This window comes from Roseibium aggregatum (genome assembly GCF_017309185.1).
In the GTDB taxonomy this organism is placed as follows: Bacteria; Pseudomonadota; Alphaproteobacteria; order Rhizobiales; family Stappiaceae; genus Roseibium; species Roseibium aggregatum_B.
On record NZ_JAEKJZ010000002.1, the window covers coordinates 349,556 to 370,505 of the forward strand.

Genomic DNA, 20,950 nt, shown 5'->3' on the forward strand with positions numbered 1-20,950 from the left:
TCCGCGGTCGGAGCCTGCCACTTTTCCGCGGATTGAAACGAAATGGATGACCATATGCGCTTTGAAGGAACCGACGACTATATCGCAACGGAAGACCTGCGGATCGCCGTCAACGCCGCGGTTGCCCTGGAACGCCCGCTTCTCGTCAAGGGGGAACCCGGCACCGGCAAGACCGTTCTTGCCGCCCAGGTGGCCGAGGCACTGAAGGCCCCGCTCATCGAATGGCATGTCAAATCGACCACCAAGGCGCAGCAAGGCCTTTACGAGTACGATGCGGTTTCCCGTCTTCGCGACAGCCAGCTCGGCGACGAGAGGGTGCAGGACATCAACAATTACATCCGCAAGGGCAAACTCTGGGAAGCCTTCGTCGCCCCGGAAAGGCCTGTCCTTCTGATCGACGAGATCGACAAGGCCGACATCGAATTTCCCAACGACCTCCTCCTGGAACTCGACCGTATGGAGTTTCATGTCTACGAGACGGGCGAGACCGTCCGGGCCAGACAGCGTCCGGTAGTCATCATCACCTCAAACAACGAAAAGGACCTGCCGGACGCTTTCCTGCGCCGTTGTTTCTTCCATTTCATCAAGTTTCCCGACCCTGAAACCATGGCCGAGATCGTCGAAGTCCATTTTCCCGGCCTGAAGAAGCGCCTGCTGAACGAAGCCCTGCGCCTGTTCTTCGAGGTGCGCGATGTGCCCGGACTGAAAAAGAAGCCGTCGACCTCCGAACTGATCGACTGGGTCAAACTTCTTTTGAACGAAGACGTCGATCCCGAAACGCTTCGTCAACAGGATAGTACCAAACTGATCCCGCCGCTGCATGGCGCGCTTCTGAAGAACGAGCAGGACGTTCACCTCTTCGAACGTCTTGCATTCATGGCCCGCCGGGAACGCAGCTAAACAAGAGGAAAACATCTTGCCTCAACGGCCCGCAGCCCTGCTTCCGATTGCCGTCGTGCTTGTGTCCGTCTTCTGCGCCCTTCCTGCGCGCGCTCAGGTTCCACCCGAGGAGGAAGCAGGCTGGCAGAGCGATGTCGGCGGTCTGAGCCATTTCTCCGGGCTACGCTGCCCCGACACGATCGGGTCGTTTTACCGGGTAAAGGCCATGGCAAGCGACGGCGTCAGTCTGGCGGGATGCATCTATACCGGTCAGGACGGCCTCACCGCCGTCCTGCGCAAGCACCTCCTGGGCACCGGACGGCGTGAAGCGCTGGCCTTTTCCAGAAACTACAAGTCCGCCGGCTTCGAACCGGTCAAAATGAGCGGCGCCGCCGCATCCGGCATCTCGTTCCGGACACGGAACTGGACACCGTCGAGCCTGTTGGAAACCTTCTGGTATTTCTCCGGCGAAAAGGCGGACTATACTCTGTGGATCGCTTACACGTTGCCCGCCCAGGAAGGAGAAGTCGGACCGGCGCTCGAGGTCTTCACCGACGCGCTGGCCCTTCAGAACTGACCCGGCCGGACGGCTGGCCCGCAATACCATTAGGCTGAACGAAACCATGCGCCTCCTGCTTCTGAGACATGCCAAATCCGACTGGGGAGATTCCGATCTTGCGGACATCGACCGGCCGCTCAATGCGCGCGGCAAGGCGGCCGCTCAGACAATGGCAAGGTATCTGAAAGAGAACGGCCTGCTACCGAATCAGATCCTGTGTTCGACCGCGCAGCGAACCCGGGAAACCCTCTCCAGACTGCTGCCTCAGATGCCGTTCGAAGCCCAGATTCAATTGATGTCCGACCTCTACAGGCAAAGCGAGGACGACTATATCGGCCTGATCCGCAAATACGGCGGACGAACGCAGAACCTTATGGTGATCGGCCATAACCCGGCGACAGAACTGACGGCTTTCAACCTGTCCGGCACCGGCGACGGCAACGCGCTTTCGGAAATCCAGGAAAAGTACCCGACCGGGGCGCTCGCCGTGATCGATTTCGACATCGCGGACTGGTCGGAGCTTGAAGTCAGGACCGGCCACCTGGAAAGATTCGTCAAGCCGAGGGACCTTTAATTGCACTCGAGCGCCTTCGCGCCTACATCACGCGCTGGAGGTGCCCGTGAACCCTTTGACCACACTTGCGGAAGAAACCCGGCTGACCCTGGCGAACCTTGCCGATGCAGCCAGCGACCTGACCGTGCCAAGCCTTCGGCTCGGCGTGACCGGTCTGGCGCGGGCCGGCAAGACGGTGTTTCTGACCGCACTGGTGCACAATCTGGTCCACGGTGGGCGCCTGCCTGTGTTCAGCGCGGCTGCGGGCCGGCGCATGACCGGCGCGCGGCTGCAGCCTCAACCTGACGACACCGTCCCGCGCTTCGAATACGAGGCCCATGTCCGCGATCTGATCGGCAACCGCGTCTGGCCGGAATCCACCCGCCAGGTCGCCGAACTGAGGCTGACGATCGACTATGAAAGCGCGTCCTACATTCATCGCAAGCTCGGCCCGGGCCGCCTGCATGTCGACCTGATCGACTACCCGGGCGAATGGCTTCTGGACCTGCCACTCCTGTCCAAGGACTACGCGGCCTTCTCCAGGGAGGCTCTGGACCGGGCCCGGGCGCACTATCGCAAAGAGATTGCCGCCCCTTTTCTCGAAACGCTGAAGCAAGCGCAGCCCGACGCGCCGGCGGAAGAACCGAGCGCGCAAAATCTCGCCGGCTGTTTCAAGACCTATCTGGCCGCCTGCCGGGCCGATACCCACGCGCTCTCCATGCTGCCGCCCGGACGTTTCCTGATGCCGGGCGACATGGACGGCTCCCCCGCGTTGACCTTCGCGCCCCTGGACATTCCCAGAGACGCGCCCGCCGCCCGGTCCGGAACGTTGCGCGCCATGATGGAGCGGCGCTACGAGGCCTACAAGGCCCATGTCGTGAGACCTTTCTTCCGGAACCATTTCGCCAGGCTCGACCGCCAGATCGTTCTCGTGGATGTGCTTCATGCGCTGAATGCCGGACCGCATGCGGTTGCGGATCTGGAAGTGGCCTTGAGCGAAGTCCTCGAAGCCTTCCGGCCCGGCAAACGAAGCTGGTTGTCGTCCATCCTGACGCGGCGCATCGACCGCATTCTCTTCGCCGCCACCAAAGCGGACCACTTGCACCGCTCCGACCACGACCGGCTGGAAGCCATTCTCAGACGGCTGGTGTCAAGAGCCGAAGAACGCGCCCGCTTCAAGGGCGCGGAGGTCGACGTTCTCGCGATGGCCGCCGTGAGGGCAACCCGGGAAGCGACCGTCAGGCACCGGGGAGAGGAACTGCCGGCCATCCTGGGAACGCCCCTGCCCGGAGAGCGGCTGAATGGTGACGCCTATGACGGCGAAACGGAAATCGCCATGTTTCCCGGCGACTTGCCGGAAAACGTTGAATCGCTTTTTGGACAAGCTGAATCGTTATCTGAAGATGCCCGTGCAGCGTTCCAGGCCGCGCAGAGCGATCTGCAGTTCCTGCGTTTCCGACCGCCCAGTCTGGACACAACCGCCGAAGGCCTCACCCTGTCCCTGCCGCATATCCGCTTGGACCGGGCGCTTGAATTTCTGATTGGAGACCGACTGGCATGACCGGGACCATTCCCCCTTCAGGCCCGGCGTCCGGGCCCCCTTCCACCCGTAAGCCCGCTGCGTTCCGTCTTGATGACAGCAAGGTGCGGTTGACCGACGACGAGACCCGAAAGCCGTCGGCCAACGAGACACTGATCACCGAAACCCTGCTGGAAGAGGACGTTCCCCGCCTGCCGCGCGAGGCCAGCACGCCGCGCACCGGTTTCAATTTCGGAAAATGGCTCACGATCGGGCTCGGAGGGCTCGCGTCCCTGGCGGTCGGCCTGGCGGTTGACAGCCTGATCCGCGACCTTTTTGCCCGAACCGACTGGCTTGGCTGGCTGGGTATCGCTCTGGCCGCGCTGGCCGCCCTGGGTCTGCTCGGACTGGTTTTCCGCGAGATCGCCGGAGTGCTCCGGCTCGGCCGGATCGACCATCTGCGCGAGCGGCTGGCAACCGCGGCGGAAGCGGACGATGCCAGGGCCGCGACCGCCACTTTGAAGGAACTTCTGGCGCTCTATGCCGACCGGCCGGAAACGGCCCAGGGCCGCAAGATCCTGGCAGGCCATATGCGCGAGGTGATCGACGGAGCGGATCTGGTCAAGCTTGCCGAGCGCGATCTTCTGGCGCCACTCGATCAGGAAGCCCGCCGGATCGTCATGAACAGCGCCAAGCGGGTTTCGGTCGTCACGGCGGTCAGCCCGCGTGCGCTGGTCGACCTTCTGGCGGTCCTGTTCGAGAACCTGAGAACCATTCGCCGCCTGTCCGCCCTTTATGGCGGGCGGCCCGGAACGCTCGGTTTCCTGCGGCTCGCCAAACACGTCATGGCTCACCTGGCGGTGACCGGCGGCATGGCGGCCGGCGACAGCCTGGCGTCCCAGGTTCTCGGTCACGGCATCGCCGCGCGTCTTTCCGCCCGGCTTGGCGAAGGCGTCGTCAACGGTCTGCTGACCGCCCGGATCGGCATCGCCGCCATCGCCGTCTGCCGGCCTTCGCCCTTCATCGCCACCAACGGACCGACCGTGTCGGAGTTCATGGGCGAACTGGTGTCTTCTTCCGAGAAGGCAGAAAGGGAAGGCTCGACAGACGCTTGATCCGTTCGCGCCCGGAAGGTCTCGACAGCCCTTCCCGGCGCCGTTACCCTCCGGCCATGTTCATTACCTTCTTCACAGAGCTGAAATCCGCCGGCCTGCCGGTGTCCCTGAGAGAATATCTGTCGCTGATGGAAGCGCTGGATCAGGATCTTGCGGAAAAACGCGTCGAGGACTTCTATTATCTCGCCCGCGTCGCCCTGGTGAAGGACGAGAGCAATCTGGACAAGTTCGACCGGGTGTTCGGCCACGTTTTCAAGGGGCTCGATCTGATGAGCGATGTCCCGGCGACCGAACTCCCGGAAGAGTGGTTGCGCAAACTCGCCGAAAAGCATCTGAGCGAGGAGGAAAAGGCACAGATCGAGGCGCTCGGCGGCTTTGAAAAGCTGATGGAGACCCTGCGCGATCGACTGAAGGAGCAGGAAAAGCGCCATCAGGGCGGCAACAAGTGGATCGGTACCGCCGGCACCTCTCCCTTCGGCGCTTACGGCTACAATCCCGAGGGCGTGCGCATCGGCCAGCACGAAAGCCGGCACAGACGCGCTGTGAAGGTCTGGGACAAGCGGGAATTCAAGGACCTCGACGACACCCAGTTGCTCGGTACCCGCAACATTCAGGTGGCGCTCAAGCGCCTGAGAAACTTCGCCCGCACCGGCGCGGCCGATGAACTCGATCTCGACGGCACCATCCGCTCGACCGCCCACAAGGGGCTTTTGGACATCAAGATGCGACCCGAACGGCACAATGCCGTCAAGGTGCTGCTGTTCTTCGACATCGGCGGATCCATGGACGACCATATTCGTGTCTGCGAAGAGCTTTTTTCAGCCGCCCGCTCCGAATTCAAGGTCATGGAGCATTTCTACTTCCACAATTGCCTTTACGAATACGTCTGGAAGGAAAACCGCCGCCGCCACACCGAGCGCATCGCGACCATGGACGTGCTGCACAAGTACCCTGCCGACTACAAGATCGTTTTCGTCGGCGACGCGTCCATGAGCCCCTATGAGATCGCCTACGCCGGTGGCTCGGTCGAGCACTGGAACGAGGAACCGGGCGCCGACTGGATGCGGCGCGTCACCGGACTTTACAAGAACGCCATCTGGCTCAATCCCGTACGCCAGGAACACTGGCATTACACCCATTCGATCCAGATGCTCAACGAGCTGATGGACGGACGCATGTTCCCGATGACCGTGGAAGGGCTCACCGAAGCCATGAAGGAACTGGCCCGATGAGCACGTCGGGTGACAACACCGGCTTTTCCGCCCACAGCACAACGTCCGGCATGGTCGGAGGCGGCTTCTACAACGCGAATTCCTCACCGCAATGGAAGGCCATCGAAGCGGTTCTGCCGTTCTTGGACCAGGCAGCGCAGGGTCTTCCGGTCACGGGAAGCGGCCCAGTCTGCCTCGCCGATTTCGGCTGTTCGGAAGGACGCAATTCGATCGAGGTGATGCAACGCGTCCTCGCGTCGCTTCTCCCCCGCACCGACCGCCCCGTTCAGACGATCCACTCGGATCTTCCCACAAATGATTTTTCGAAGCTGTTTTTGAACCTGCGGCCGGAAGGTCGACCGGTGTTCGACTGCAATCGTGTGTTCTCCGCAGCCGTCGGCGGCTCGATGTACGACCAGCTTCTGCCCGACCGGTCACTGCATCTGGCAACCACCTTCAATGCCATTGGATTTCTGTCCCGCCGGCCGGTGGAGGCCTTGCCGGGGTACATAATTCCGAACGGGCCCAGCAAGGAGCGAGGCAACGGCTTTGTGGCTGATGACGACAGGAGCGCCTTTGCGGAGCAGGCGAAGCAGGATGTCGGAGTGTTTTTGCAAAGGCGTGCCCGAGAGCTGGTTCCCGGCGGAAAATTGCTGGTTCAGGTCTTCGGCGCCAATGAAGCCGCAAGCACCTGCGACGGTCTCTATGATCTCTTGAACGACGCCGTCCTAGTCCATGTCGACCAGGGGGAGATCAGCCGGGAGACCTACGAGCGCTATTATCAGCCTGTCTATATGCGCACGCTTGACGAGTTGATCGCACCGGTGACCGAAGACAGTCATGGCGCGGGTGGGCTTTTCGAAATAGAAGAGACCAAATCCTACGAGATTGCCGTCCCGTTCAACGAGCGTTTCCGGTCTGACGGAGATCTGGACCGTTACGCGACAGATTACGTCAATTTCTTCCGCGCCTTCACCCAGACCGTGCTCACCAATGCCCTGCCCGAAACACCGGACAGGGACACGTTGGTCAATCGCGTTTATGAAAAGGCCGTTGATCTGCTCAAGGCAAATCCGGAACGTTATCCGTTCCGCTATATCGCCATCGCCATGCTGCTGACCCGGCGAGGCTAAGCGTTCTTGTCAGCCGCCGCGCAGCACCAGCACCGAACAAGGGGCATGACGCACGATATGGGCCGCGTTGGAACCGATGAAATAGGTCGAAAGCCCCGGCTTGTGCGACGTCATCAGAACCAGGTCGCAGTCGGCTTTTCCGGCCTCCTCGATCACCTCGTTGTAGACGACGCCCATCCTGACGTAACAGTCCACCGCCCCCTCGGGCACATCCAGTTCCTTGCCGATTCCCTCGAGAACCGCTGTGCTTTCGCTGATTTCGCGCTCCTGCCAGCCTTCCGGCAATTGGCTTGCGACGAAGCTCTGCACTTCCGGGCAGACCGCCAGCAGATGAATCTTGGTGCCGTAGTCTCTTGCAAACTGCGCGGCTTTTTGCAGAGCCTCCTTCGCGAACTCCGGTTCGGCCGGATCGACGGGCACGAGAACTTTCTTGAACATTGCTAGTCTTCCCCAAACAGTAGATCTGACAAGTCTTCGCTCCGCAGGCAGGAGTCCGCTTTGAGCCAGATCAATTCAGATCCGCGCCGCCGAAATAGCGGCCGGGCGTGACCCCGAAAGCCTTGCGGAACGTGGCCACGAAAGCGCTCGGCCCCTCATAGCCAAGTTTGTGGGAAACGTCGGACACGCTTCGCCCGGACGCAAGCAGTTCCAGCGCGCGAAAAAGTTTTACCTGCCGGCACCAGGTGCGGTAATTGAGCCCGGTCTCCGCCTTGATCCGGCGTTCGAAGGAGCGGACCGACGTGGCGCACCGCTCGGCGGCTTCTCCCAGAGACGGAATTCGGGCCGGACAGCGCACCACCTCCTCGCAAAGCGCGCGCAGGCGCAAGTCCTGCGGCATGGGCAGCTGCAAGGGAGCGGCCGGCAGCATCTTGAGCTGATCCAGGATCACAGAGGCAATGCGCGCGGCGGGTCCCGTCTCCGTCTCTGATCTCGGATAGGACATGAACTCGAGGATCAGCGCCCGCAAAAGGGTCGTGACCTGCATGACCTGCGGCGTTTTCGGCAGGTCTTTGGTGTGGGCGTACTGAACATAGATATAACGGATCTCGGTGTCGCTCAGATACCGGGTCTGGTGCCCCACGCGCGGCGGCAGCCACACCGCTCTCTCGGGCGGAACGAAAAAGGTGCCCAGTTCGGTGTCTATGGCGATCGATCCCCTGACCACGTGAAAAAGCTGCGCGGCGTCGTGGGCATGCCAGTCGTTGCTCAGGCCTTGCGGCTGCGTCCGCGCGTAGCCGATGATCGGCGCGGCAACCGCAAACTTGGGAAATTCCGCCAGTTCGGGATGAATACCCATGAAGCCCGGTCGTCCTCTTCAAAGGGTCCGCCTTGGCTGCAAAGGCGGAACACCTGCACTGCTTTCTGTCCAGCCCCGCAGGTCAAGGAGGACGCAACGGGATAATTTTTGGCGGGTCGCAGCAATTTGATGACAAAACAGCGCTAACACGCAACATTCTAATGGGTTTAGAAGCTACCGACAACGCTCTTTGAATTTCCTTGTTTCAGGGTTCTTGAATGACCTATTTCACGCAAAACGCTCATCCGGACGAAACGAAAGGGTGGCGGTCTCCGGCGGTTCTCTTGATGATCATGGCAGGCGCCATGCAATTGTCGTTTGCCGCCTGGTGGAACCTGATGAACAATTTTGCCGTTCAGGAACTGGATTTCACCGGCCGCGAGATCGGCATTCAACAATCGATCCGCGAAATTCCGGGCTTCCTGAGCTTCCTGGCGGTCTATCTGCTCCTGATCATGCGCGAGCAGACTCTTGCCTACGCCTCACTGCTTTTGCTTGGCGTCGGGGTTGCCGTGACCGGTTATTTCCCGACGGCGATCGGTTTCTACGTGACGACATTGGTCATGTCCGTCGGCTTCCACTATTACGAGACCATGGCCCAGTCGCTGTCCCTGCAATGGCTGCCGAAAGCGACCGCCGCGGCCAGCATGGGCAAGATCATCTCCGTCGGAGCCTTCGCGCAGTTGATCGCTTACGGATTGATCTTTGTCGGCTGGAAAGCCTTCGATCTGTCCTTCACAGTGGTCTTTGCGATCGCGGGCGGTCTGACCCTCATCGTCCTTGCGTTTCTGGTGATCGCCTACCCTCAGTTCAAGGAAGGTGTGCCCCAGCGCAAGAAGCTGATCCTGCGCAAACGATACTGGCTGTTTTACGCCCTCACCTTCATGGCCGGCGCCCGGCGCCAGATCTTCACCGTCTTTGCCGGCTTTCTGATGGTTGAACGGTTCGGCTATGACGTCCACGAAGTCGCCGGCCTGTTCCTTCTCAACGGCGCGTTCAACATGCTCCTTGCACCGAAGATCGGCAGCCTGATCGTCCGGTTCGGCGAGCGCAAGGCTCTGATCCTGGAATACATTGGCCTGTTCGTGGTGTTCCTCAGCTACGCCTTTGTCACCAACGCCACCCTGGCCGCCAGCCTCTATGTGATCGACCACGCCTTCTTCGCGATAGCGATTGCCATCAAGACCTATTTCCAGAAAATCGCCGACCCGGCCGACATCGCGCCCACCGCGGGCGTCGCCTTCACGATCAACCATATCGCGGCGGTGTTCATTCCGGTTCTGTTCGGTTTCATCTGGCTCGTCTCCCCGGCCGCGGTCTTTCTCGCCGGAGCTGTCATGGCGCTGGCCAGCCTGTTCCTGGCCTCGCTCATTCCTGACGTCCCCGAGGAAGGACGGGAAGTCGACTTCTGGTTCAGAAAACCGTCGACACAGCCGGCGGAGTAATACCAACCAGAACTAACAGAAACTCATCTGATGACACGTTCCTGTTAGTTGCGGGTGGTATCAGGCGTCTCAACCTGCTCTTTCGGAAAACCTTGTCGTCCCGGCCTTGAGCCGGGGCAGCAACGGGTAACATTCGCTCCAGACAGTTTGAACGGAGCGATAAGGCGTCCAGTCGTCCTAGAGCCTTTCACGGTTAGATTGAAGCATTCTGCCGGAGCAGATTTGGTTCAAGGCCAAGGGCTTTGACGAAGGCCGTGCTGGCTGCACGGTCGAGGCAAAGCCCGACGGCATTGGGCCAAATCGGCCCGGCCCTTCGGGTTCGCGTCCGGCGGCCGCCTGCTTTGTCGCGCCGCTTGCCCATAGCCCGCTATGGGCTTCACGTCCCTCCGCGCAGCTCGACTCGCCGGATGACAAACAGAATGCTTCAATCTAACCGTGAAAGGCTCTAGGCCTGGCGCTCCGGCACATGGACGATCAGTCCGTCCAGGTCGTCCGTCACCTTGATCTGACAGGAAAGACGCGAGGTCGGCTTCACGTCGTAGGCGAAGTCGAGCATGTCTTCTTCCATGGGCTCGGGCGCTCCGGTTTTCTCCTGCCAGCCTTCGTCGACATAAACATGGCAAGTCGCGCAGGCGCAGGCACCGCCACACTCCGCCTCAATACCCTGGATCATGTTCTTGATGGCGTTTTCCATCACCGTGGAGCCGACAGGCGCCTCGACATCGGTCTGGTTTCCATCGACGGTGATAAATGTGATTTTAGGCATAAGTCGCGTCCGAGCCCTGATATGGAAGATTTCAGCCCAACGGACATAAAGGTTCCGCCGGAAAGGTCAAGGACACGCCGGAAGAACGCGTCAAAGTGACTTGCCGGCTCACCCGGTCAGAAGATCGACGATATAGCTGTTGGCTTCCATGACCGCCGCGCAGAGAGCCTCGCAGGAGCCTTCGGATGCTCCCGTCATCGAAGTTTCCAAGGTTTCGCAGACCTGCGCGACACGCTCGGCCCCGATCGCCCGCGCCGATCCTTTGAGGGTGTGGATCAGATCGCGCCGCACCGAAGCATCGGTCTCGTCCGCCAGCCGCTCCAGGGTGTTCGAGGACTGCGATTTGAAGAGATGCAGAACCTGAACTTCAAGGTCCCGGTTTCCCAGCGTGTTCGTTGCCAGTTGCACCAGATCGATCGGTGCTTCCGGCCCGGCGCGACCGGACACGCGGGCCATGGAGGAAGGGGCCATGAGGGTGCTCCAAACTACTCGATACCTGGCTGACGGCACCCCGCCGAAAGCTTTCACTGACAAAAGTGTGCGCTTTAAGCCCGAATACAGGGTTAATCCGGCCGCCCAAACGGTGTTTGGCAGGCAATGTCCCCAAAAAATTGTTTTCTTGGTTAACGCGTTTTAAGGCAGCCTCGAAAAGCACCCGAAAAAAAGCCTTGCGTTTCCGTCATTTTCTAAACTGCAAAAAATCCGCCCGGACGATTCGCCGTTAACTTTTTTTGTCTTTTTGACTTGCCGAAAGAGCCTCGACCGCTGCAGGCGTCAGCTTGCAGACCAGCCAATCGGGCTTGATTGGATTGGAAAACCAAGGCTCTGCCCAACCGGCATCGATACAGGCGCGGATGGTGCGCGCCGGAATTTCACGTCCGTCGTCATCGAAAAGAGGCAGTTTGCCTCCGGGCTGAGCCAGCCCCTTCCGCAACCAGCGCTTTTGCGGAGCGGAGAGCTTTCCCGTTTTAAGGGCAGTGGCATTCGTGGCGTCCTGGGCCGCCCTCAAAGCTTCCGATTTGGTCGATTCTGGCATCAGGACAGTCCCCTAAGTGATTCACACCGTTGCCGTTTCTTGTTCGTTAGGAGAGATTGTGCCATTACAGTTATCGATGCGGCAAGGTGGGGAGTAAACCGTCGAACGTAAAAGTTCGCGGTCGGTCAGCGGCGACCCTCCTCAATAGAAGACGGCGTTGCTATGCTTGTGCAGGCAAGACGACCGTCGACCCTAACGCATCCGGTAGACCTTGGAGTGCTGCGGCAAGCAGCGAGCCGGCTATACCGGTATGTAATGAGTACGGATGTGAGGCGACCCTAAATGGCAAACCCGACAAAGGCGAAAGACCCGGCGGAAGCGGCTCTGTCCGCGGTGGAAGAGGCCTTGAAGCTCGACTTCGGCGGCCCGGACATGGCGGCACCGGAGACGGCTCCCGATGCGAGCGCGGCGGTGGAAACGGAACCCGCGCGCAAGTCGCAGGCGGCAACCCAAAGCCCGTCCCCACGCGAAGAGCGTCAGGCAAGGCGGCGCGGCCGCGGCGGACGCCCCCCGGCAGCCAATGACGACCGCCGCAACATCGGCAATCTGATCTACGCGCTCCAGCGCCGTCCGTCCTCTGCTCCCTTCTGGGGAGCCCTTGCCCTGAGCGCCGTCTGGGCCGCTCTCGGCACCAGCCTGTTCATGTCGGCCTTTTCCGACCAGGTCGCAGCCTTGAGCGATCCCCAGAGCCTGCTCAGCTCTCCCGAAATGATCCTGGCGGCGGTCGGCATCGTCGTTCCGATCATCTTCTTCTTCGTCATGGCCATGATGATCTGGCGGGCCCAGGAAATGCGCATCGTCGCACGGGGCATGACCGAAGTCGCTCTGCGTCTCGCGGAACCGGAAGACATGGCCAAGGAATCCATCCTGAGCGTCGGCCAGGCAATCCGGCGCGAAGTCGCGGCCATGGGCGACGGTATCGAACGCGCGATCGCCCGCGCCAGCGAGCTGGAAGTCCTGGTCCACAACGAGGTGTCGTCGCTCGAACGCTCCTACAACGACAATGAACTGAAGATCCGCGCCCTGATCGAGGAACTCGTCAGCCAGCGTGAATCCATCGTGATGAACGCCGAGCGCGTCCGTGAGACCATTGCCGGCGCGCACGAGAAATTCTCCTCTCAATTGTCCGACACGACAGGCGATCTCGGCAGCACTGTCGACCAGGCTACGCAGCGCATGATCGATGCCGTCAACAGACAGGTGGAAGAACTGACCTCCACCGTCGACTCCCGCATCGAGTCCCTGGGCGCTACCCTCAATGCCTCCGGCACCGAACTTGTCGACTCCCTCACGGTCCGCGCCGAGGACTACGTGGCGCGCCTGTCCACCACGGGCAGCGAACTGGTCGACAATCTCGCCGAAACCGGCTCCACCATGTGGGAAAGCCTGTCCGCGCGCGGCAACGAGGTCAACGACCGGTTCGCCAGCACGGCCACCAGCTTTGTCGAGACCTTCACGGCCCGCAGCACGGAGATCAACGAGACCCTGAACGCCTCGAGCACCTCCGTGGTCGAGACCCTGAGCAGCAAGGCCGACGAATTCCGCACCACGCTTGAGTCCACCGGCAGCAGCGTCGGCGAGATCATCACCCAGCGAGGTGAAGAGATTAACGCCAACCTGTCGCTGACCTCAGGCCGTCTGATCGACACGATCACCTCCCGGACCGAGGAACTGGTCACGACCGTGGACACGCGCGTCACCGCGCTGGACACCTCGCTGGCGGAAACCGGCGCCCGGGTTGTGGACAGCATCTCCGAGCGCGGCCAGGCCGTCACCGACACCATCTCCATGCGCGGCGCGGAGATCGTCGAGACGCTTTCCGGCCGCTCCACCGAGGTCGCGGAAATTCTGCGCGGCACCGGCGAGAGCATTGTTGTCGACCTCTCCCTGCGCGGCGGCGAAATCGCGGCCAAGCTGGACGAAACCGCCGGTTCGCTCACCCAGACCATCTCGGTGCGCGGCGGCGAACTCGCCGACAAGCTGGACACCATTTCCGAGCGCATCTACACCGCCATTTCCATCAATGGCAGCGAGCTGGACGCCCGTCTGGCGGCGCGCGGCAACGAAATGGCCACCATTCTGGAACAGCAGACCATCGGTTTCCGCGACACGCTGGAAGGCGTCGCCGGGGAATTCGCAACGGGGCTCAGCAGCCAGACCGGCGCCCTCACCCACAAGCTTGCCGAAACCGGCACGCAACTCGCCGAACTGATCGGCAGCCGCGGCGACCGCGTCGCGCAGGACATCAACGAGGTCAGCGGCAAGATCGCCGAGACGCTCGAAGTCCGGGGCTTGGCGCTTCAGGAAGGCCTGTCCAGCCGTCTCAGCGAACTGGAGACGATCGTCGGCGAACGCGGCGGTCAGCTGATCGATGCCTTCGACACAAAGACCCTGCTCCTGTCCGAAGCGCTCGATTCAAGACTTGCGACCTTCGACACCACGTTCGCAACCCGGCTCGATACCATGGATGCCTCGCTCGGCAACCGGATCGAAACCATGGACCGTTCGCTGGACAGCCGGCTCTCGACCATGGATGCGACGCTCGCCGACCGCATTTCCACCCTGGATAGCACGCTGGAGAGCCGCTACACCTCGATGGATGCGACCCTGACCGATCGCATATCCTCCCTGGACACCACTCTCGACAGCCGGCTTTCGACGATCGACGCAACGCTGACGGGACGGATCGCAACCCTCGACGGCACGCTGGACAGCCGTATCGCCTCCCTGGACGGGACGCTCGACAGCCGCATAGCTTCTTTGGACGGGACACTCGAGAGCCGCATTTCCACGCTGGACGGCACGCTCGACAGCCGTATCTCCACCTTGGACGGTGCTCTGGAAAACCGTGTGACGACCATGGACAGGTCCCTCAGCGAGCGGATCACGACCATGGACGCCTCGCTCGGCAGCCACATCAATACACTCGATCTGACCCTGGACCAGCGCACCGCCGCCTTTGAGGCCACGCTGGAGGCGCGCACCCAGATCCTGTCCGACGCCATCGAAAACCGGACCACCGGGATCAGCGACGCGCTGGAAGAAAAGACCCGCAACATCACCGACGTTCTCGCCGATCGTTCGGACGCCATCACCCTTCAGCTCGGCCAGCGGATCGAAGCCGCCGGCAACACGCTGGCGGAACGTGCGGAGGAAATCGGCAACTCCCTTTCCGGCCGCGTGGACGATGCCGCCGTCGCCATGGCGGAAAAAGCGGAGCTCCTGTCGGCATCGATGACATCGGGCACCGACCGGATCGACGAGACCCTCGATGCAAGGGCCCGCCAGATTTCCGAAACCCTGATTTCCAGGACCAAGGAAATCGCCAAGGCCTTTGTCGACGGCCAGGAAGAAATGACCTCGGCCCTCGACAACCGCCTGTCGGAAGCCGGCAACGTCCTGGGCAGACAGAGCGAACAGCTGACCGACTCCCTGTCGGAACGCATCGCCGAGATCAACGTCTCCCTCGGCGCCAAGGTGTTCGAGGTTGCCGAAACCCTCGACAGCCGCGCGACCCAGCTCGAAACGATCTTGAACGAACGCCTGGAGAGCATCTCCGGCACGCTCACCGGCGAAAGCGAGCGCGCCCGCGATATTCTGACCGCCGTGATCTCCGAGGCCGGTGCAACGCTTTCGACCGAAAGCACCCGGTTGCGCGACATGGTCCAGGAAGCCGTCACCGGCGCGGTTGAGACACTGTCCAGCGAACGGACCAAAACCGTAGAGATCGTCGATGGCGCTTTGGGTCAGGCAACGGACAAGCTCACCACCGAGGGTGACCGGATGCGCCAGATCGTGCTGAGTTCGGTCGGCGAGGCGCGCGGCGTTCTCGTCGGCGAAAGCCAGAAGGCCTCCGACGCGATCACCTCCGTCATGCAGCAGGCAACGGCCTCCATGTCGGGCGAAAGCGACCGGATCCGCACTCTGGTCCTGGCCGCGGTCGGCGATGCCGCCCGCGCGATGGCCGCCGAGAGCGAAAACGCCCGAACGCTTTACGCAGGCACGCTCGCCGAGTTCACCGGCTCGCTCACCGGCGAAAGCGAAAAGGTTCGCAACCAGCTCTCCGGTCTGATCGCCGAAATCTCCGGCAATCTCTCGGCCGAAAGCGAGCAGGCCCGCGCGACGCTCACCAAGACGCTGGAGGAAATCCGGGGTCAGATGTCGAACGAGGCCGGCGTCGTTCGCACCCGCGTCAACAACGCGGTTGCCGAAGCCGCCGATCTTCTGGTCGGCCGGGGCAATCAGGTCGCCAGCGAACTGCTTGAAAAGGCCAACGCCCTCAACGAAGCCTTCGCCGCGCGCTCCGGCGAACTTGCGAAAATCATCGGAACGGACGGTAACGAGCTCATCGGTGCGATCGAAACTCGCGCCGGCGACCTCACCGGCCGCCTGTCGGAGGTTCATGGCGCGATCCTGGATGCGATCACCGTCAAGGGCCGCGACATGACCGAAACCTTCGCGCATACGGGGCTCGACGCCACCCGCTCGCTGGTCGAGGCCGGCGACCGGATCGTCACCAGCATCAACGAGCGCAGCGATCAGGCAACCACACTGCTGACCGACACGAAGCGCCGCCTGGAAGCCGATGTGACGGAAATCCTCAACAAGATCGAGGCCTCCAACACAAACCTTCAGGGCATCGTCTCCGCCGCCGGAGAAAGCCTCAACGAGGTCGAAGGCAACCTTGCCCGGCGTGCCGGCGAGTTCCGCTCCGCCGTCGACCGGGCCGTCACGGAGACCAACTCGACCACATCGCTCATCTCCGAACAGGTCTCCAACCTGCGTGACGTCACCACGACGACACTGGCGGATATCCAGAACCTGACCGGCCGGTTCCACGATCACTCGGAGGAACTGACAAAGGCCGCCCGTCATCTGGAGGACACCAACCGCTCGGTGGAAAGCCGCGTCGGCGAGCGCCGCACGGCCATCGAGGAAGTCGCCGAAACGCTGCTGGCGAAGACCGAGGCGGTCGACTCTCTCATGCGCTCGTTCACGCAAACGCTCTCCGAGACGCTGGAATCGGCTGACGACAGGGCGCGCGACGCGGCCAACATGCTGGGTGCGGCGGCCGAAGCCGCATCCAAACAGGTTGCCGAACAGTTCGAGTCGATGCGCCTGACCGCCGGCATGGAAGGCCAGAAGGCCCGCGAGGCGATCCGTTCCGCGCAGGACGACATCATCTCCGAGATGACCCGCACGGTCAGCGATGCCTCCGAGCGCTTCAACGACGCGGCAACCCGCATGCGCGATGTCGCCCGCGACGTCCACCGCGAACTGGAAGCCACCCGCAACGAGCTGAAGCAGGGCGTCCTGAACCTGCCGGAGGAAGCGGAGGAATCCTCCGCAGCCCTGCGCAAGGTCGTCAACGAACAGATCCGGGCTCTGACAGAACTGTCCGAGATCGTCTCGAAACAGTCGAACGCGCTCGACATCTCGCGGCCGCAGCAGGCTGCCGCGGGTGCTGCGCCGCAGCCGGTTCAGGCATCGGTCCAGGCTCCGGCGAACTACGCTCAACAGGCACCGTCGCGCCCGCAGGCCCAGGCAGCGCCTGTCCGCGAGACGCGGCCGGCGCCCAACCGGGCTCCGGAGCCGCGCCGACAGCAGGCCGCGTCCTCGGACACCGGTTCCTCGGGCGGCAAAGGCTGGGTGGCGGATCTGCTGCGCCGCGCCTCGCGTGACGACGATGCCGGTTCCGACACCGATGTGAGCCGCACGCCGCTGCACACGGTCGAAAGCCTCAATTCGCTGTCCGTGGACATCGCACGGGCCATCGATCACGAGACCTTCGTCGACCTTTGGAACCGCTACCGCGGCGGTGAACGGCATGTTTTCACCCGCCGTCTCTACACGCTTCAGGGCCAGCAGACTTTCGACGAGATCCGTCAGAAATATGCCCGCGACCCTGAATTCCGCACGGCGGTGGAACGCTACGTGACCGACTTCGAGCAGCTTCTCGCCCAGGTCGCGCGCAATGACCGGGACAACATGCTTGGCCAGACCTACCTCACCTCGGATACCGGCAAGGTCTACACCATGCTGGCGCATGCGAGCGGCCGACTGGACTAAGCTCTGACGAACAAGACATGAAAAAGGCGGCCCGGTGGCCGCCTTTTTTGTAGCTGTCGAATAACCAGATTTCGGTCTCAGCCGACCGGTCCTTTTTCGTCCCCTGCCAGATTGGCCCGGATCCTGCCTGCAACCGCCAGAAAAGCCGAGATATCGGCCTGGCTCAGGCCGCTCAGCATCCGGCGCTCCACCGCCTTGAGCTTGGGGGCGAGATCCTCAAAAACCGCCCTGCCCTCGTCCGAAAGCCGCAACAGAAAGCTCCGTCCATCGGCCGCGTTGGTTTCACGCACCAGAAAGCCCCGCTCCTCCATGCGTTTTACCGCACGGCTGACGACGACCTTGTCCATGCTCGAGCGGGACACAATCTCCGTTGCCTGAAGTCCGTGCGCGTTGGAACCGAGAATGGCCATGGTGCGCCACTCTGCCGGAGACATGCCGTAGTCGCGCTGGTAGACCGCAGAAAGCGCCTGGGTCACATCGGCGTAGAACACCCGCACGAGATAAGGAAAGAAAAGTTCCAGGTCGAATTCGGGCTCCGCTACGGCAGCGTCCCGCCCGTTTATCCCTGGTAAGTCCGGTAAGCTTTGTCCCGGCGCGGTGTCGTCGGTCATGAAAATTCCTGCCAGCCGAAGAGTCGTGCAGGGTAATTCTAAGATTAAACTAGTTTCAATTGCAACAAGACTTACCGGAAGCCCAGCGTTTCCGGGGCATTCCGGCCTGTTTTCAAGCGGCGGAGTTCAAACGTGCTTCAGTGTCCAGGCAGTAATCGCGCTGAACACCCTGTCCGCGGACGCATTCATGGCTTCCACGGCCTTGTCGACAGATGTGCTTCCCGCAGGCGTTTCCGCGCGGAAGACTTCCGTTGCAACAGTCCGGCCGTTGCGGTCGTTCACCACCCGCGCGGAAATTTCCACGACGCCGCGGCTGGCGCCGCCAACCCGGAGTTCGAAAGCCCGGATTTCCGTTTGTAGCTGATAATCGATCAAAAGACCGTCGCCCGGCACGCCGACACCGCGCAGGCGTCCGGTGTTCTGCAGCGTTTCCTGGAGCTTGAGCTGAACGACGTTGGGCAGCGTATCCGCCCAGGCCGATCCCGGGAAATACGTGTAGACCGGCCCCTTTTCGACCACCGCGATATAGCTGCTGTCGAGCGCCTTCAGCGCCCGGGGCGCGGCGACGAGCACCTGAACACGGCTGGACCGGCCCCGCAGAGACCCGACATCCGCCGCCTGAAGACTGTAATAAGCGGAGGGCGCCGTGCTTGCGCAGCCGGAGACCAGCACACCGAGCCCGAGCACGCCCAAAACACTCCGGCGGCTCACGCCCGTGGTTGAATTCCTCATTCGCCCCTGCCCCTTGACGTCATGCTTCATCGCCGCCGTCCACCGTTGTAAGTCGGAACATCCTCGCCCCCGAAAATGATCCGGTTCGGACTGCGTTCGAAACTCTGGGCCGCCCGCTGGATCGCGACCAGCGTCCGGTTGACCTGTGCCAGGGCAGCCGTGAAATCCGCCGACCCCTGCGTCGCGAATTTCGAGAGGCCGCCGGCAATCGAATCTGCCCGGCTTTCAAAGGCGACGGCAACCTTGCGGATCGCCTGCGCGGCCAGCGTAGCCTCCTTGATCAGGCCTTCGCCGTCGCCGTCCACCATGGTGGAAACCTTTTCGACCAGGCCCTCCACCCGCACGGACGTTGAATTGAGCGTCGCCGTCATTTCCTTGGCATCGGTGATGATCTGATCCACGTCGGGCGTGCGCTTGCTCAGGTCAGACGTCATTTTCTGAACGTTGTCGGCCGCCTCGCGCGCGCTTGCCAGAATTGCCGGAATCCCGTTTTCCCCGTTAGTCAGGTCGGACGCGGCGGTCTCCACGGAGCCGACAATATTGGCGATTTTTTCCGGTTCCACCGCGGTCAGAAGATCGTTCGCGCTCTGCAAGGTCTCGGAGAAGCGTTCGGCGGCGACCTGGACGTTTTCGACAAGCTTGGCAATGCGGTCGTCCTCGCCCCTGACCGTAGCGGACACCGCTTCGAAATTCTCCACCGTTGCCTTCGTGGCGGCGATGATTTCGTTGATCTGGCTCTGCTGATTGTTGATGTTGTCGACCACGCTGGCGACACCGTCGACCGTCTTGCCGACTTTTTCGGGGTCGACGCTCGCCAGAATATCGTCCACGCGTCCCAGGGACGCATTCAGCCCGTCGGAGAAGGCTGTCACGGAGTTGACCACTTCCTCCACCTGAACCGGATCGATGGCGGAGGCAATTTCGACGGCACGCGTGGCAACCGCATCCACTTTCTCGACGATATCGCGCGCACCGTCCATGACTTCGGCGATGGCGCCCTCGCGTTCCTGGATAGTCGCAACGATTTCGTTGATATTCTGCATGGTACCGCTGGTCGAGGAAATCAGCTTTGAAATGTCGTCGGACTTTTCGTTGATGACGCCCGCCAGTTTCGCCGCGCCCTTCACGACGTCATTGACATCCTTGGGATCGACCGCGTCGACGACCTTGCGGACCTGCCCGATACCTTCATTCAGTTGATTTGTGAACGCCTGCAGATCCTTGGCGACGCCCTCGGCGTCGGCCATGATGCCGTCGATGTTTTCGCTGGCCTTGCCGAGACTTGCCGAAAACTTGCCGATCTCGTCGACAATGCCGGTCACCTTGTCGGAGGGGACCGCCGCCAGCAGCCGCTCTCCCTGCTCAACGAGTGTCTCCAGCCGTCCGGACAGGCTGGAGAACGAGTCGGACGCCTTGCCGATGCTCGCCATGAAGTCCTTCACGCCGTCCGAATTCGCGGCAAGGGCCGCGGAGAAAGTCTCGACGTTCTGAATGGTGTCGGTGATCGCCGGGCGGTTTTCCTTCAACACATCGTCGATTGTCTTCATGGTCGAGTCGGCCCGCTTCAGCACATCGCGCGCACCGTCGACGATGTCATCGAAAAAGGACCGCTCCGCATAAAGAACCGGGACCTTGCCGCTGTCCTCCTGAAGCAACAGCGGAGAGCTGGACGTGCCACCGCTCAGGTCGACGTAGGCGACGCCGGTCAACCCGGTGAAATTCAAGGTGGCCTTGGTGTCCTCACGAAGCGGTGTCGTCGGTTTGATGCCGACTGTCGCGATGACCTTGGTCGGATCGTCCGGGGCAAAATCAAGCGATTTGACGTCCCCGACCTTGATCCCGTTGAAGAGAACCTGTCCTCCGACGGGCAGCCCTGTCACCGGGCCCGGAAAGAAGACCTTGAGTTCGACATTCTGCCGGGATTCCGCCGTGACGGCGAGCCAGTAGACAAAACCGAACGCGGCGACCAGCACTGCCACCATGAAGGCACCGATCAAAATGTAATTCGCCCGGGTTTCCATTCAG

At 61.8% G+C, this 20,950-nt stretch carries 17 protein-coding genes; 9 read left to right on the plus strand and 8 right to left on the minus strand.

Annotation, left to right across the window (positions count from 1 at the left end):
* The first annotated feature begins 54 nt into the window (after nt 1–54).
* From JF539_RS13805 to JF539_RS13835, 7 genes are read left to right on the plus strand one after another with little or no spacing between them, the layout of a single operon-like run.
* Nucleotides 55–900, plus strand: a complete 846-nt coding sequence (locus JF539_RS13805; protein WP_207141247.1) for an AAA family ATPase — start codon at nt 55–57, stop codon at nt 898–900.
* 16 nt (nt 901–916) lie between these two features.
* Nucleotides 917–1,456 carry a hypothetical protein gene (locus JF539_RS13810; protein ID WP_209017284.1) on the plus strand — a complete coding sequence of 180 codons (540 nt, stop codon included), beginning with the start codon at nt 917–919 and terminating at the stop codon, nt 1,454–1,456.
* Nucleotides 1,457–1,502: 46 nt separating this feature from the next.
* Nucleotides 1,503–2,012, plus strand: coding sequence for a SixA phosphatase family protein (locus JF539_RS13815; RefSeq protein ID WP_207141248.1), 510 nt, complete (start codon nt 1,503–1,505; stop codon nt 2,010–2,012).
* 46 nt (nt 2,013–2,058) lie between these two features.
* A complete protein-coding gene (locus tag JF539_RS13820; protein WP_207141249.1) occupies nt 2,059–3,552 on the plus strand; it encodes a YcjX family protein in 1,494 nt (497 codons plus the stop codon).
* Nucleotides 3,549–4,625: a YcjF family protein gene (locus tag JF539_RS13825; protein WP_207141250.1), complete on the plus strand. Its 1,077-nt coding sequence runs from the start codon at nt 3,549–3,551 to the stop codon at nt 4,623–4,625. Before JF539_RS13820 ends, JF539_RS13825 begins: the two co-directional genes overlap by 4 nt.
* A gap of 56 nt (nt 4,626–4,681) precedes the next feature.
* Nucleotides 4,682–5,857: a vWA domain-containing protein gene (locus tag JF539_RS13830; protein WP_207141544.1), complete on the plus strand. Its 1,176-nt coding sequence runs from the start codon at nt 4,682–4,684 to the stop codon at nt 5,855–5,857.
* A complete protein-coding gene (locus tag JF539_RS13835; protein WP_207141251.1) occupies nt 5,854–6,969 on the plus strand; it encodes a hypothetical protein in 1,116 nt (371 codons plus the stop codon). The genes JF539_RS13830 and JF539_RS13835 overlap by 4 nt, the downstream gene beginning before the upstream one ends.
* Nucleotides 6,970–6,978: 9 nt before the next feature.
* On the opposite strand, the gene JF539_RS13840 is transcribed toward JF539_RS13835, so the two are convergent.
* A complete protein-coding gene (locus JF539_RS13840; protein ID WP_207141252.1) occupies nt 6,979–7,407 on the minus strand; it encodes a universal stress protein in 429 nt (142 codons plus the stop codon).
* 70 nt (nt 7,408–7,477) lie between these two features.
* Entirely contained in the window at nt 7,478–8,266 is a 789-nt protein-coding gene (locus tag JF539_RS13845) for an AraC family transcriptional regulator (RefSeq protein WP_207141253.1), read from the minus strand.
* Nucleotides 8,267–8,484: 218 nt separating this feature from the next.
* On the opposite strand from JF539_RS13845, the gene JF539_RS13850 reads away from it, so the two are divergent.
* Nucleotides 8,485–9,711, plus strand: coding sequence for an MFS transporter (locus tag JF539_RS13850; RefSeq protein ID WP_207141254.1), 1,227 nt, complete (start codon nt 8,485–8,487; stop codon nt 9,709–9,711).
* A 445-nt stretch (nt 9,712–10,156) separates the two neighbouring features.
* Here the strand turns inward: JF539_RS13850 and JF539_RS13855 are convergent, their stop codons facing one another.
* From JF539_RS13855 to JF539_RS13865, 3 genes are all read right to left on the minus strand, one after another.
* Nucleotides 10,157–10,477, minus strand: a complete 321-nt coding sequence (locus tag JF539_RS13855; protein ID WP_207141255.1) for a 2Fe-2S iron-sulfur cluster-binding protein — start codon at nt 10,475–10,477, stop codon at nt 10,157–10,159.
* A 108-nt stretch (nt 10,478–10,585) separates the two neighbouring features.
* A complete protein-coding gene (locus JF539_RS13860; RefSeq protein WP_209017285.1) occupies nt 10,586–10,948 on the minus strand; it encodes an Hpt domain-containing protein in 363 nt (120 codons plus the stop codon).
* A gap of 250 nt (nt 10,949–11,198) precedes the next feature.
* Nucleotides 11,199–11,411, minus strand: coding sequence for a hypothetical protein (locus JF539_RS13865; protein ID WP_209017286.1), 213 nt, complete (start codon nt 11,409–11,411; stop codon nt 11,199–11,201).
* 384 nt (nt 11,412–11,795) lie between these two features.
* Here JF539_RS13865 and JF539_RS13870 point away from each other — a divergent pair, with 384 nt between their 5' ends.
* Nucleotides 11,796–17,582, plus strand: a complete 5,787-nt coding sequence (locus JF539_RS13870) for an antitoxin (protein WP_207141257.1) — start codon at nt 11,796–11,798, stop codon at nt 17,580–17,582.
* A 77-nt stretch (nt 17,583–17,659) separates the two neighbouring features.
* On the opposite strand, the gene JF539_RS13875 is transcribed toward JF539_RS13870, so the two are convergent.
* The 3 genes from JF539_RS13875 to JF539_RS13885 form a co-directional block, all read right to left on the minus strand.
* Nucleotides 17,660–18,193 carry a MarR family winged helix-turn-helix transcriptional regulator gene (locus JF539_RS13875; RefSeq protein ID WP_207141258.1) on the minus strand — a complete coding sequence of 178 codons (534 nt, stop codon included), beginning with the start codon at nt 18,191–18,193 and terminating at the stop codon, nt 17,660–17,662.
* 126 nt (nt 18,194–18,319) lie between these two features.
* On the minus strand, nt 18,320–18,925 hold the full coding sequence (locus JF539_RS13880; protein ID WP_207141259.1) for an ABC-type transport auxiliary lipoprotein family protein: 606 nt from the start codon (nt 18,923–18,925) through the stop codon (nt 18,320–18,322).
* Nucleotides 18,926–18,951: 26 nt separating this feature from the next.
* Nucleotides 18,952–20,946, minus strand: coding sequence for an MlaD family protein (locus JF539_RS13885; protein ID WP_207141260.1), 1,995 nt, complete (start codon nt 20,944–20,946; stop codon nt 18,952–18,954).
* Between the last annotated feature and the right edge of the window lie 4 nt (nt 20,947–20,950).

Excerpts from the sequence above, each read along its gene's own strand:
- JF539_RS13805 (WP_207141247.1), top strand. The coding sequence starts at position 55 with ATGCGCTTTGAAGGAACCGACGACTATATCGCAACGGAAGACCTGCGG.
- JF539_RS13815 (WP_207141248.1), top strand. The coding sequence starts at position 1,503 with ATGCGCCTCCTGCTTCTGAGACATGCCAAATCCGACTGGGGAGATTCC.
- JF539_RS13825 (WP_207141250.1), top strand. The coding sequence starts at position 3,549 with ATGACCGGGACCATTCCCCCTTCAGGCCCGGCGTCCGGGCCCCCTTCC.
- JF539_RS13830 (WP_207141544.1), top strand. The coding sequence starts at position 4,682 with ATGTTCATTACCTTCTTCACAGAGCTGAAATCCGCCGGCCTGCCGGTG.
- JF539_RS13835 (WP_207141251.1), top strand. The coding sequence starts at position 5,854 with ATGAGCACGTCGGGTGACAACACCGGCTTTTCCGCCCACAGCACAACG.
- JF539_RS13840 (WP_207141252.1), bottom strand. The coding sequence starts at position 7,407 with ATGTTCAAGAAAGTTCTCGTGCCCGTCGATCCGGCCGAACCGGAGTTC.
- JF539_RS13845 (WP_207141253.1), bottom strand. The coding sequence starts at position 8,266 with ATGGGTATTCATCCCGAACTGGCGGAATTTCCCAAGTTTGCGGTTGCC.
- JF539_RS13850 (WP_207141254.1), top strand. The coding sequence starts at position 8,485 with ATGACCTATTTCACGCAAAACGCTCATCCGGACGAAACGAAAGGGTGG.
- JF539_RS13855 (WP_207141255.1), bottom strand. The coding sequence starts at position 10,477 with ATGCCTAAAATCACATTTATCACCGTCGATGGAAACCAGACCGATGTC.
- JF539_RS13860 (WP_209017285.1), bottom strand. The coding sequence starts at position 10,948 with ATGGCCCCTTCCTCCATGGCCCGCGTGTCCGGTCGCGCCGGGCCGGAA.
- JF539_RS13870 (WP_207141257.1), top strand. The coding sequence starts at position 11,796 with ATGGCAAACCCGACAAAGGCGAAAGACCCGGCGGAAGCGGCTCTGTCC.
- JF539_RS13875 (WP_207141258.1), bottom strand. The coding sequence starts at position 18,193 with ATGACCGACGACACCGCGCCGGGACAAAGCTTACCGGACTTACCAGGG.
- JF539_RS13880 (WP_207141259.1), bottom strand. The coding sequence starts at position 18,925 with ATGAGGAATTCAACCACGGGCGTGAGCCGCCGGAGTGTTTTGGGCGTG.
- JF539_RS13885 (WP_207141260.1), bottom strand. The coding sequence starts at position 20,946 with ATGGAAACCCGGGCGAATTACATTTTGATCGGTGCCTTCATGGTGGCA.